At 63.6% G+C, this 12,441-nt stretch carries 12 protein-coding genes; 4 read left to right on the forward strand and 8 right to left on the reverse strand.

The genetic code is table 11. The features are described 5' to 3' along the window. Positions 1 to 15: 15 nt before the first annotated feature. Positions 16 to 777 (reverse strand): hypothetical protein, encoded by a 762-nt coding sequence (locus QA643_RS20485; protein WP_283027721.1) that lies wholly within the window; start codon positions 775 to 777, stop codon positions 16 to 18. Positions 778 to 840: 63 nt separating this feature from the next. Between QA643_RS20485 and nthA the strand changes: the two genes are divergently transcribed. Genes nthA through QA643_RS20500 form a run of 3 tightly spaced genes read left to right on the forward strand, consistent with a single transcriptional unit; the run spans position 841 to position 2,530 of the window. Continuing rightward, on the forward strand, positions 841 to 1,488 hold the full coding sequence (nthA, locus tag QA643_RS20490) for a nitrile hydratase subunit alpha (RefSeq protein WP_283027722.1): 648 nt from the start codon (positions 841 to 843) through the stop codon (positions 1,486 to 1,488). Further along, complete coding sequence (nthB, locus tag QA643_RS20495) at positions 1,488 to 2,147, forward strand: nitrile hydratase subunit beta (RefSeq protein ID WP_283027723.1); 660 nt, start codon at positions 1,488 to 1,490, stop codon at positions 2,145 to 2,147. Before nthA ends, nthB begins: the two co-directional genes overlap by 1 nt. Next, on the forward strand, positions 2,147 to 2,530 hold the full coding sequence (locus tag QA643_RS20500) for a nitrile hydratase accessory protein (protein ID WP_283027724.1): 384 nt from the start codon (positions 2,147 to 2,149) through the stop codon (positions 2,528 to 2,530). The genes nthB and QA643_RS20500 overlap by 1 nt, the downstream gene beginning before the upstream one ends. A 31-nt stretch (positions 2,531 to 2,561) precedes the next feature. Here the strand turns inward: QA643_RS20500 and QA643_RS20505 are convergent, their stop codons facing one another. Beyond that, complete coding sequence (locus tag QA643_RS20505; protein ID WP_283027725.1) at positions 2,562 to 3,059, reverse strand: hypothetical protein; 498 nt, start codon at positions 3,057 to 3,059, stop codon at positions 2,562 to 2,564. Between the two features lie 148 nt (positions 3,060 to 3,207). Then, on the reverse strand, positions 3,208 to 3,918 hold the full coding sequence (queC, locus tag QA643_RS20510) for a 7-cyano-7-deazaguanine synthase QueC (RefSeq protein ID WP_283027726.1): 711 nt from the start codon (positions 3,916 to 3,918) through the stop codon (positions 3,208 to 3,210). 129 nt (positions 3,919 to 4,047) lie between these two features. Between queC and mazG the strand changes: the two genes are divergently transcribed. Further along, on the forward strand, positions 4,048 to 4,863 hold the full coding sequence (gene mazG, locus QA643_RS20515) for a nucleoside triphosphate pyrophosphohydrolase (protein ID WP_283027727.1): 816 nt from the start codon (positions 4,048 to 4,050) through the stop codon (positions 4,861 to 4,863). Positions 4,864 to 4,872: 9 nt separating this feature from the next. Here mazG and hflX read toward each other — a convergent pair whose 3' ends face one another. The 5 genes from hflX to ntrC all read right to left on the reverse strand — a co-directional run bounded on the left by hflX (position 4,873) and on the right by ntrC (position 12,439). Next, a complete protein-coding gene (gene hflX, locus QA643_RS20520; protein ID WP_283027728.1) occupies positions 4,873 to 6,249 on the reverse strand; it encodes a GTPase HflX in 1,377 nt (458 codons plus the stop codon). Positions 6,250 to 6,260: 11 nt separating this feature from the next. Continuing rightward, the gene (gene hfq / locus QA643_RS20525; RefSeq protein ID WP_006020546.1) at positions 6,261 to 6,509 is read right to left on the reverse strand and encodes an RNA chaperone Hfq; all 249 of its coding nucleotides are present in this window, start codon (positions 6,507 to 6,509) and stop codon (positions 6,261 to 6,263) included. A 305-nt stretch (positions 6,510 to 6,814) separates the two neighbouring features. Continuing rightward, positions 6,815 to 8,185: a sigma-54 dependent transcriptional regulator gene (locus tag QA643_RS20530; protein WP_283027730.1), complete on the reverse strand. Its 1,371-nt coding sequence runs from the start codon at positions 8,183 to 8,185 to the stop codon at positions 6,815 to 6,817. Between the two features lie 17 nt (positions 8,186 to 8,202). Then, positions 8,203 to 10,539, reverse strand: a complete 2,337-nt coding sequence (locus QA643_RS20535; protein WP_283027731.1) for a PAS domain-containing sensor histidine kinase — start codon at positions 10,537 to 10,539, stop codon at positions 8,203 to 8,205. A gap of 457 nt (positions 10,540 to 10,996) precedes the next feature. Further along, positions 10,997 to 12,439 (reverse strand): nitrogen regulation protein NR(I), encoded by a 1,443-nt coding sequence (gene ntrC, locus QA643_RS20540; RefSeq protein ID WP_283027732.1) that lies wholly within the window; start codon positions 12,437 to 12,439, stop codon positions 10,997 to 10,999. Between the last annotated feature and the right edge of the window lie 2 nt (positions 12,440 to 12,441).

Here is a 12,441-nt window from a genome sequence, read left to right on the forward strand (position 1 = left end):
CCGGTCGGCCCCCCCTTACAGATGTCCCGTACGATGGTGATCCGGCCTGCCGCCGGGTACCGGAAAGCGGATCGTGGTGCCGAGCGTGATCCAGTTGGCGTTTTCGCCCGTGATGTTGCGGCCATAGATCAGGTCGACCGAGAAAATCTCGTTGGGCCGGTAGCGCAGACCGGTCTGGAACCGCGGCTGCACGACGCTTGGCGTATCCGAATGGCCCGCCTGCCCGAACGCCTCGATGGTCCACTGCAGCGTCTCCGTGAACTTCCAGTCGAACCCGATCCCATAAAGTAGGTAATGACGGCCGACGCTGCGATCCCACAGCCAGCCGCCGTTGAGATTGAGGCGCGTGTTTTCGCTGAGCCGGAAGGTCGCCGGCGCCACGGCGAAGGCTGTGAGGTTCTCCCCGGTGAGTGCGTCGAACGAGCCGCCGGCGTAAATGGAATAGCCGAGCCTGCCGACACCCGTCGGTGCGATGTTCATCTTCGCCTTCGGCTGGAGCGTCATGCTCCACTCGCCGTCGCTGCGCGCGCGGTTGGTGAGCATGCTCAGCTCGACCGGCTGGAACGGATTGACCACGCAGGACGGATTGGCGACCGCCGAAAAATCGGTGTTGGAGGCCGCCGATAGCCAGCTCTCGAGCTTGCACGAACCAGCCTCGCCGATATCGGCCGCGTCGACGGCATAGGCGCCATTCGCGGCCCACGCCGCTCCTCCCGGAAGCCAGGCCACAATGCCTGCCGCAATGGCTGCCGCGATATGCCCTGCCCCGATCCCCATCGGGCAAATGCTAGCAGAGTCCCCGCCTCGACATAGCCCGGATTTTGCGCCTATCCTCACCCCATGAGCGACCACGATCACGACCACCACGGCCACCATCACCACCACGATCACGACCATTCCGAATTGTCGGAGACCGAGCTGCGCGTACGCGCGCTGGAGTCGATCCTGACCGAGAAGGGCTATGTTGATCCCGCCGCGCTCGACCTGCTGATCGATCTCTACGAGACGAAGATCGGCCCGCGCAACGGCATCCGCGTGGTGGCCAAGGCCTGGAGCGATCCGGCCTATCATGCGCGGCTGATGAAGAATGCGTCGGCTGCGATCGCCGAACTCGACTATTCCGGCCGCCAGGGCGAGCACATGGTGGTGGTGGAGAACACCCCCGAGCAGCACAACATGGTCGTGTGCACGCTGTGCTCCTGCTACCCGCATCCGGTGCTCGGGCTGCCGCCGGTCTGGTACAAATCTGCGCCCTACCGCTCCCGCGCTGTCTCCGATCCACGCGGTGTCCTGAAGGATTTCGGCGTGACGCTGCCGGAGACGACCAAAATCCGGGTCTGGGACTCCACCGCCGAAATCCGCTACCTCGTGCTGCCGATGCGGCCTGCGGGCACCGAGGGCTGGAGCGAACAACAGCTCGCCGAACTCGTCACCCGTGACAGCATGATCGGCACCGGCCTGCCGAAACAACCTGGCGAGATTGCGTGATGGACGGCGCGCATGACATGGGCGGCGCCAAGGGTTTCGGCCCGGTCGTACCTGAACCGAACGAGCCGGTGTTTCATGGCGATTGGGAACGCCGCGCCTTTGCGCTGACGGTCGCGATGGCGCGCCCGGGCGGCTGGAATATCGACATGTCGCGGTTTGCGCGCGAGAACCGGCCGCCCGAGGATTACCTCAGCAAAAGCTATTTTCAGATCTGGCTGGCAGGCCTCGAAACGCTGATGATCGAGCGCGGGCTGGTGACGCGCGAGGAGATCCAAGCCGGCAAGGTGCTCTCCCCTCCCAAGCCCGGCATCAAGCCGATCGCGCCCAATGAGGTCACGCCGGCGATCAGGCGCGGCGGCCCGACCGAACGCGCGCCGAAGGCGCCGGCGCTGTTTGCGATCGGCGAGACCGTGCGGATGAAGGACATCCACCCGATAACGCATACGCGGCTGCCGCAATATGTTCGCGGCCATCTCGGCACCGTCGAGCTCAATCACGGCTGCCACGTCTTCCCCGACACCAACTCGCTCGGCAAGGGGGAGGACCCGCAATGGCTTTACACGGTACGGTTCGACGGGCCGGAGTTGTGGGGCAAGGACACCCACCCGACGCTGAGCGTCTCCGTCGACGCCTGGGAATCCTATCTGGAGCGCGTGTGATGGGCCTGACCCCGCAGCAGGCGATGCGGGCGGCCGTCGCTGTTCCCGGCGTCCCCCGTGACGAGGACGGCCCGGTGTTTCGCGAGCCGTGGGAAGCCCGCGCTTTCGCCATGGCGCTGGCGCTGCATGAGGCCGGCGTGTTCACCTGGAAGGAATGGGCGGAGACGCTGGGGGCGCAGATCAAGCGGGCGCAAGCGGCCGGCGACCCTGATACGGGCGAAACCTATTATCAGCATTGGCTCGCAACATTGGAGACACTGGTCGCCGCCAAGGGCGTTGCGACGTCGGATCTACTTCATCGCTACCGCGATGCCTGGGATCACGCCGCGGAACGCACCCCGCATGGTGCACCGATCGAGCTGACGCCCGGGGATTTTGGTTAACCCAAACGATATGTTCCGTTGCCTCGCGCGATCACGGCGAAACACCGGCTTCCAATGGTCTTCGACTAGAGTTTCCAGCTAACCGCCTGGGATCCCTCAAAGCGTGCTTGAACTCCGACCGGGAAATGAACGGCCATGCGAGACGATCGCCGGCCGCCAGAAACTCGGCTGCATGTTCAGGAGAGATCGCATTGGGCCAGCTCAGCCACCTCAATAGCGCCGGCCGAACCCGCCGAAATGGCTGCACTCCGGGCAGGTACATCTTTGGCCAGTTGTATTGAAAATCGCTGTCGAGGAACAGGACCCAGCGCAGCACTTCCCGGCGCGTTCTCGACTCCGCGTAACGTCCGACCAGCCGGTGGCCGGACACGTCACTGTAGAGCAGCCAGGTCATGCCCGCGAACGCCATGATCGCAGCATCGCTGGTCTCGGGGATGCTATCCTCGAATTGGTCGCTGCTGATCTTTCCTGAAACGAGAAGCCTGATGTTTCGGGAAAGCTGGTCGCGGGCTGGCCGATCTATCATCATTCCTGTCACGTTCGCGTCGATCGACGTTACGCAAAGATATACGAAACCCGTATTTTCCCCGTCTTAACCACTTAGTTCAAACCCTATCGATTTGGTTCAGAACCCGGCCTCCGGAATACGGCCGGCAGACGATGGAACGGCCCCCCTCTCACTTTGCCGCATATTCGCGCCAGCCCTTGGCCCGCAACGCGCAGGCCGGGCATTCGCCGCAGCCATAGCCCCAATCGTGCCGCGCGCCCCGTTCGCCAAGATAGCACGTGTGGGAGTACTCGCGGATCAGATCGACCAGCCCTGTCCCGCCGAGGTCATGTGCGAGCTTCCAGGTGGCGGCCTTGTCGAGCCACATCAGCGGCGTATGCAGCTCAAAATTCTTCGCCATGCCGAGATTGAGCGCGGACTGCAGCGCCTTGATCGTCTCGTCGCGGCAATCCGGATAGCCGGAATAGTCCGTCTCGCACATGCCGCCGACGATGTGGCGGATGCCGCGCCGGTAGGCCAGCGCCGCGGCGAAGGTGAGGAACACCAGGTTGCGGCCGGGGACGAACGTATTGGGCAAGCCGTCCTCGCCCATCCTGATCTCGACATCGCGCGTCAGCGCGGTGTCGGAAATTTCTGCCAGTGTCGGAATTTCCAAAGTATGGCTCTCGCCGATTTTTGCCGCCCAATCCGGCCGCAGCGATGTGATGCCCGAAAGCAGTCGTTCGCGGCAGTCAAGCTCGATCGCATGGCGTTGGCCGTAGGCGAAGCCTAGCGTTTCGACACGGGCAAAGCGCTGCAGAGCCCAGGCGAGGCAGGTGGTGGAATCCTGTCCGCCGGAGAACAGCACCAGCGCGGTTTCGGAGGAAAATGGATCGGTCATGAGGGCCCAATAGCACTCCCGGGCTTTGAGGCCAATCGGTGGAAATTGCCTCGATCTTAGCGCGTTCCGCTGGGATCGGCGCGCCGCTTGCGGCATAAAGCGACGGCCTTCCTCGACGACGGACGATCCATGACCCCTTCCCGCGATATTTCACGGCTCATCGAAATCATGGCGGCACTGCGCACGCCCGTGACCGGTTGCCCATGGGACCTCGAGCAGGACTTTGCGACGATTGCGCCCTATACCATCGAGGAGGCTTATGAGGTCGCCGATGCCATTACGCGCGGCGACCTCGACGACCTGCGCGAGGAACTCGGCGATCTCCTGCTGCAGGTCGTCTACCACGCCCGCATGGCGGAAGAGCAGAACGCTTTTGCTTTCGGCGACGTGGTCGAAGCGATCACGCGGAAGCTGATCCGCCGCCACCCGCATGTGTTCGCCGACAAGGACGGCAACATCGCGCCCGCCGGCGTCAAGAGCGCCTGGGAGCGCATTAAGGCCGAGGAAAAGGCCGAGCGCGCGGCGCGGCGGCCGCCGGAAGAAACTTCGCACCAGTCGCTGCTCTCAAGCGTCAAGGCGGGACTGCCGGCGCTCACCCGCGCCGTGGAATTGCAGCGCAAGGCCTCCACCGTCGGCTTCGACTGGAACGATCCCCGCGCAGTGCTGAGCAAGATCCGCGAGGAGGCCGACGAGATCGAGGCGGCGCTCGATCGCAATGACAAGCAGGAGCTGGCGGAAGAGACCGGCGACCTGCTGTTCGCGCTGGTCAATCTGGCACGCCATGTCGGCGCCGATCCGGAGGCGGCATTGCGCGGAACCAACGCCAAATTCGAGCGGCGTTTCGCCTATATCGAGCGTGCGCTCGCGGCGAAGGAACGCTCGCTCGACGACGCTAGCCTCGAAGAGATGGACGCGCTCTGGAACGAAGCGAAGCGCGCGCGTTGAGCTTTGAATTCACGCCACGTGCGGCACGGCCGCGAAGCGATTGACCACGATATCGCGCTTGGTCTCGTCGACGCGCACCGTCATGTCGAAGCGGCCGTCGTGAAGTTCCTTGGCGAGCACTTCAGCATTGCGATGAAGCCAGCTGATCCCGGCGCCATCGGCGGCATCGATCGACAGATCGAGTGTCGTGCGTGTAGTGGCCAGCCGCTCCTCGATCGCGGTCAATAGCTCGTTGATCCCCTCCCCGGTGGCGGCGGAGACCAGAAAACATGGCCGCTCCGGCGGGCGGCGGGATGCGATGTTGCGCAGGTTCTCGCGCTCGTCGGAATCGAAGCGGTCGATCTTGTTCCAGACTTCGAGGATGCGTCCGCCGGCGTCAGGATCGATTCCAAGCTGGCGCAGCACGGCATCGACATCGCGCTCCTGCGCCTCGGCGTCCTCATGCGAGATATCGCGGACGTGGAGAATGATGTCGGCCTCCAGCACCTCTTCCAACGTGGCACGGAATGCGGCGACGAGCTGCGTCGGCAGGTTGGAGATGAATCCGACGGTGTCCGACAGCATCGCCTTGCCGCCATGCGGCAGGCTCAGCGCGCGTAAGGTCGGATCGAGCGTCGCAAACAGCATGTCCACCGCCTGCACGTCGGCGCGCGTCAGGCGGTTGAACAGCGTCGACTTGCCGGCATTGGTGTAACCGACCAGCGCCACCACGCGGTACGGCACACGCTGCCGGCCGGCGCGATGCAGCCGCCGCGTCGCCTGCACCTTCTTCAGCTCGCTCTCCAGCCGCGTGATGCGGTCGCCGATCAGCCGGCGGTCGGCTTCGATCTGGGTCTCGCCGGGGCCGCCCATGAAGCCGAAGCCGCCGCGCTGGCGCTCCAGATGCGTCCAGGACCGTACCAGGCGGCTGCGCTGATAGTTCAGATGCGCCAGCTCGACCTGCAGCGCGCCTTCCTTGGTCTTGGCGCGGCGGCCGAAGATTTCCAGGATCAGGCCGGTGCGGTCGAGCACTTTGGTGCTCCAGGCCTTCTCGAGATTGCGCTGCTGGATCGGCGACAGCGCGCAGTCCATCACCACCAGCTCGATGTCATGGCCCGCGATCAGGCCGGTGATCTCCTCGACCTTGCCCTTGCCGAGATAGGTCGCCGGCCGGATCTGGCCGACCGGCGCGATCACGGCATCGGCGATCATGAGGTCGATGGCCCGCGCGAGCCCGGCGGCTTCATCGAGCCGGGCTTCGAAATCGCGCACGGAATCGTTCGCCTGCGCATCGGCATCGCCACGGCGCATTCGCAAGTAAGGGCCGATGACGACCACCCGCCCGCTTTGTTGACCCTCTGCCGACCGCGGACGGTCGGCGTTCCCTTTACGGTCGAGGGGTTCCAATCAGTTCACTCTCAAGCCGGAGCATCCTCGCCGCCTTCGAACAGCTGGATCGGAGCCCCCGGCATGATGGTCGAGATCGCATGCTTATAGACAAGCTGCGAATGACCGTCGCGCCGAAGCAGCAAGCAGAAGTTGTCGAACCAAGTAACAATCCCTTGCAGCTTTACTCCGTTGACCAGGAAGATCGTCAGTGGCGTTTTTGTTTTTCGAACGTGATTAAGGAAGGTGTCTTGTAGGTTTTGTGCGCGGTCTGCCGCCATTGTTTTTTGTCCCGCCGTCTCGTGTTTCTTGTTGTTAAGCCGGTTGTTGCTCTCTCACGGAGCCTGCCCCGACTCGCCGGCTTCCCCTGAGATCCCCCTCCGGTAGGCTCGGCGGTTTGATTAGAAGGTACGCGCGGTTCTAAGGCAAGCCGGTTCGGGCTCCGCCTGCTCGGAACCCAGTGGCCATTCTCCGCAAAACTGCCGAAAGAGATAAATATTCCAAAGCAAGTGCATGGATCGGCGCCAATGACGCGATTTGAGGCGCGAATTGCGGTACCTCGCGAACAAGCGATTCACTGAGGGCCTCAACCGACTCCAAGCGCCTTCAACTTGCGGTGCAGTGCCGAACGCTCCATGCCGACGAATTCGGCGGTGCGCGAGATGTTGCCGGAGAACCGGCTGATCTGCGCGATCAGGTAGTCACGTTCGAACACTTCCCGCGCCTCGCGCAGCGGCAACCCCATGATGTGCTCGCCGTTGTTGCTGGTCGGCATCGCCGGCACCATCGACCCGACATCCTGCGGCAGCATGTCGGCGGTGATGATCGCTTCAGGCCCGCCACCGGCCAGAATCATGACCCGTTCGACATTGTTGCGGAGCTGGCGGACGTTGCCGGGCCAGACATGGGACTGCAGTACCGCCATCGCGTCCTGGCCGATCTGCCGCTTCGGCAGGCCGGTCGCCGCCGATATCTGGTCCATGAAATAGTCGATCAGTTCGGGGATGTCCTCGCGGCGCTCCGACAGCGGAGGAACCCGGATCGGCACCACCGACAGGCGATGGTAGAGATCCTCGCGGAAGCGCCCTTCCGCGATCTCTTCCTCCAGGTTGCGCGCCGTCGAGGAGATGATGCGGACATCGACATGGATCTTGGCCGTGCCGCCCGAGCGCTGGAAGGTCTGGTCGACCAGCACGCGCAGGATCTTGTTCTGGGTCTCGCGCGGCATGTCAGCGATTTCGTCGATGAACAGCGTGCCACCGTGGGCCTCTTCCAGCGCGCCCGGCTTGCGCGGATGCTCGCCGTTGGTCTGTTCGATACCGAACAGCTCCACCTCCATCCGCTCCGGCGTGATCGCCGCGGCGTTGATGACGACGAACGGTCCTTCTGCACGGCTCGATGCATTGTGGAGCGTGCGCGCGACCAGTTCCTTCCCCGAGCCGGACGGGCCGACGATCAGGATGCGGCTGTTGGCCTTCGCCGCGCGGTCGATGGTCTGGCGCAACTGATTCATGCAGGCGGAGCGTCCGGTGAGAACGCTCGCGGTGGGCGCCAGCTGTTTCAGCTCCTTCACTTCGCGCTTGAGGCGTGAATTCTCCAGCGCCCGCGTCGCCACTAGGATCAGCCGGTCGGACTTGAAGGGCTTTTCGATGAAGTCATAGGCGCCGCGCTTGATCGCAGCGACGGCGGTCTCGATGTTGCCGTGCCCGGAAATCATCACCACGGGAACGTCGGCATGCTCCTTCTTGACCTGCTCGAGCAATTGCAACCCGTCGAGCTTGGAGCCCTGCAGCCAGATATCGAGAAACACCAGATGCGGCCGGCGGCTGGAAATCTCGGCCAGCGCCGAATCGCTGTCGCGCGCAGTACGCGTATTGAAGCCTTCGTCCTCCAGGATGCCCGCAACGAGGTCACGAATATCGGCTTCGTCATCGACAATCAGAATGTCACTGGCCATGGGTTACACCTGTCTTGTCAGTTGCCTGTCGCGGCTTCGGTTTTTGCTTGATCATTGGTCGCGGATGCCGCCGCATTGGTTTCGCTTGACGACCCTTTTGTTTCACTTGCCCGCCGACCTGCTTCCGCAGTCGGCGGCTTCGCCTGGCCGGAGACGGCGAAGCGCAGCCGCATCCACGCCCCGCGCTGCCCGGGCCGGAAATCGGAAGCGTCCTTGAGTTCGATGCGGCCGCCATGGTCTTCCAATACGCGGCCGACAATGGCGAGCCCGAGTCCAGTGCCCTTTGCCCGCGTCGTCACATAGGGCTCCAGCAGCCGCGCACGGCTCACCTTGGGCAGTCCGATGCCATTGTCGACCACGTCGATCACGATGTCGTCGTTTTCGCGGGCGGCGACGACGTCGATGCGGCCCTTGCCGAGTTCTTCCGGCGGCACCTGCTCGATCGCCTCGGTCGCGTTCTTGATGATGTTGGTCAGCGCCTGCGAGATCAGCCGGCGGTCGAACTGCGCGCGCATCGGATCCTGCTTGATATCGGCCTCGATATCGAGATCGGGATGGCCGACCTTCATGAGAAATACCGCCTGCCGCACGGTATCGGCGACGTCCTCGCCTTCCATGACCGGCTTTGGCATCCGCGCGAAGCGGGAGAATTCATCGACCATCCTTCTGATGTCGTCGACCTGTCGTACGATGGTTTCGGTACATTGTTCGAAGATGTTCTTGTCTTCGATGATGACCTTGCCGAATTTACGGCGGATTCGTTCCGCGGAGAGCTGGATCGGCGTCAGCGGGTTCTTGATTTCATGGGCGATGCGCCGCGCCACGTCGCCCCATGCCGAGGTTCGCTGCGCCGAGACCAGCTCGGTGATGTCGTCGAGCGTGATGATGTAGCTGTCGCGCGAGCCGCTGGTCTGCTCGGCGCTGACGCGGACCGACAGGTTGCGCTCATGGCCGTCGCGCATGATCGTGATCTGGCCCTGCACCAGGCGCTGCGCTCCTTCGCGCGCGGTCTTCATCATGTCGTCGAGCTCGGGCAGCACGTCCGACAGCGGATGGTCGAGCGTCTCGGATTCGGCGTGGCCAATCAGCTTCTCGGCCGAGCGGTTCAGAATGCCGACGCTGCCCGACGCATCGACGCCGATGATGCCGGCGCTGGCCGAGGACAGCACCGCCTCGATGAAGCGGCGGCGGCTGTCGATCAGGTCAGACGCGCTGACCAGCTCGTCGCGCTGGCTGCGCAGTTCGGCCGTCATCTTGTTGAAGGTCTCGCCGAGCTGCGCGAGGTCGCCCTCGGATTTGTGGACCGGCACCTGGACGTGCAGATCGCCGGTCGAGACGATATTGGCCGCGCTCATCAGATTGCGGATCGGCGCCACCAGCCAGTTGGCAAAGTTCAATCCGATCAGCACCGACGCCATCAAGATCGTCAGCGCAATCACTGCAAACATCAGCGCGAAGGTGACCTGGATGCCGAGCCGGCGCGCCTCGATCTGGGCATATTCGGCAACGCTTGCCTGCGTCTGCTTCAGCTGGCTGACCACCCGGGGTTCGAGCAGCCGGGCAACATAAAGGAAAGTGTCGGTAAAGCCGCGCAGGCGAATGACGGCAGCGACATAGTTTTCTTCCGGAAAGACCCCGATCTCCGGCTTGGTTTCGCTGACATCGTTGAGGAACTCCTGGGGCGGCGTCGCAAATTGCTGGTTGATGCCGGTTTGCGCCGTCACCAGAACGTTGCGATCCTTGTCGATCAGCATCGCGCCGGGCAAATTGCGCGATGCCGCATTGCTGGTCAGCAACTCCAAAAATGACTGCCGGTCCTGGTCGTAAAGCGGCCGCGCATTCGAGAGGTCGTTGGCCATCCCGAGGATGTCGCTGTTGATCAGATAGGCGTGCTCATTGACGTAGGCCCGGGCAATGTTCAGCGAGTTCTCGATCGCGGCGCGCGTCGGCCCGGAAAACAACCTATCGAGGCCGCGATCGAGGGTGACATTGGCGACAATGGCAACCACGACCGCCGGGAGTACGGCGATGACGGAGAACAGGCCGACGATCTGGACGTGCAGCCGCGCCGCCGCCCGGCCGCGCCGCCGCGCCTGGATCACCAGCCAGACTTCGCGGACGATGATGCCAACCAGCAGCAGGACGGTCGCCGCATTGATCAGCAGGAACGAATAGACAACGTGCCGGGTCGGCTCGATCGGTGTCAGGCCGGCCAGGACCATGAAGGTCAGAAACGCCGACAGCAGCGCGATCGCAACCGCAAACGGCGCCACCCATTTCCGCAGGATCCCTCCTCCGGATTCGGCAAGCGACGGGTCTAATGATGGTGCCGAGGTCGTCTCTGCGGTGGTCATTCCGGCAATCGGTGAGCTGAAGGGCGTAGGCCCGCCTGTTCGCGGACTGATGCATTCATATCACAATGTTGCCGAAATGCGGCATCAGTAAGATGTTCGCTTTATCAACAGCTTACGGGCGTTATTTTCAAGCAAGTGGTAAAATTGCCAGAACGCCGAATCACGAAATCCGGCCCTCACCGGTTTATTGCGAAGCTGCCATCGGCAAGCTTAATCGGACAAGGCATGGGGGATTTGGGAAAGACGCTCAAACTTTTCTGCGCCAGAACCGTGCAGCAACGTTTCAACCGCGAGGTCCCATCCTGCCCAAGTTCCCGCGGCGCTGCCAGCGCCCCTTCTGATCAGGGTGGGGAGGTCACGAAATCGGGTAGCTTCACCAAGCCATCGCGCGTGCAAGGCGCGTACTCATAGCGAATAATGAGTGCGCGCCCCCAGTCCCCGATGGGTTCATGATTCGCTACCCGCCGCTCCGATAGACCTGGATATCGAGGTCTCTGATCTTCTTGCGCAGCGTATTGCGGTTGAGGCCGAGCAGGTCGGCGGCGCGAATCTGGTTGCCGCGCGTGGCTGCCAGCGCTGCGGTGAGCAGCGGCACCTCGATCTCCTTGAGGATGCGGTGGTAGAGTCCCGGCGGCGGCACGCCGTTCGGGAAACCCGAGAAGTGTGAGGACAGGTAGGCCTCGACCGCCCCACCGAGATTCTCAACACCGATCGGCGCGTTGCCGCCTGAGGTGACGGCGGGCGGCGCCAATTCGCCATCGATCACCGAGGCCGTGATGACGTCCTGCGGGTAGAGCGCGGCCAGCCGGCGCGCGAGGTTTTCGAGCTCGCGGACGTTGCCAGGCCAGCGGTGCTGCTTGAGGCGCTCCAGCGCCAGCGCGTCGAGCTTCTTCGGCGGCAGGCCGTCCTTCTCGGCGAGCGAGAAGAAATGCCTGATGAGGTCAGGCAGATCCTCGATCCGCTCGCGAAGTGGCGGCAGGCGCAGCGGCACGACGTTGAGTCGGAAGAACAGGTCCTCCCGGAACAGCCCCTGCTGGATCAGGATGCGCAGATCCTTGTTGCTGGCGGCCACGATCCGGACGTCGGTCTTGATCGGGGTGCGGCCGCCGACCGTGGTGTATTCTCCCTGCTGCAGCACGCGTAATAGCCGCGTCTGCGCCTCCATCGGCATGTCGCCGATTTCGTCGAGGAACAACGTCCCGCCCTCGGCCTGTTCGAACCGGCCGGAGGCTCGGGTATTGGCGCCGGTGAACGCGCCGCGCTCATGGCCGAACAATTCGGATTCGATGAGGTCGCGCGGGATCGCCGCCATGTTGACCGCGACGAACGGGCCGTTACGGCGCTTGCCGTAGTCATGCAGCGCGCGGGCAACCAGCTCCTTGCCGGTGCCGGACTCGCCGGAGATCATCACCGTGAGGTCCGTCTGCATCAGCCGCGCCAGCACGCGGTAGATTTCCTGCATCGCCGGCGAGCGGCCGACCAGGGGGATCGAGTCGAACTCGGAATCATCGGCCGCACTCGTCACCCGCTCCTTCGGCTCGGCGAGCGCCCGGCCGACGATGGTGATGAGCTCCTTCAGGTCGAACGGTTTCGGCAGGTATTCGTAAGCGCCACGCTCCGAGGCGCGGATCGCCGTCATGAAGGTGTTCTGCGCGCTCATGACGATGACGGGAAGGTTTGGCCGCATCTTCTTGATGCGCGGCAAGAGGTCGAACGCGTTCTCGTCTGGCATCACCACGTCGGTGATGACGAGATCGCCCTCGCCCTGGCTGACCCAGCGCCACAGCGTCGCGGCGTTTCCGGTCAGGCGCACTTCGTATCCGGCGCGCGAAAGCGCCTGGTTCAGAACCGTGCGGATGGCGGTGTCGTCATCGGCAACGAGTATGCTACCTGCGGGCATCA

It is taken from the genome of Bradyrhizobium sp. CB3481 (assembly GCF_029714305.1).
GTDB lineage: Bacteria > Pseudomonadota > Alphaproteobacteria > Rhizobiales > Xanthobacteraceae > Bradyrhizobium.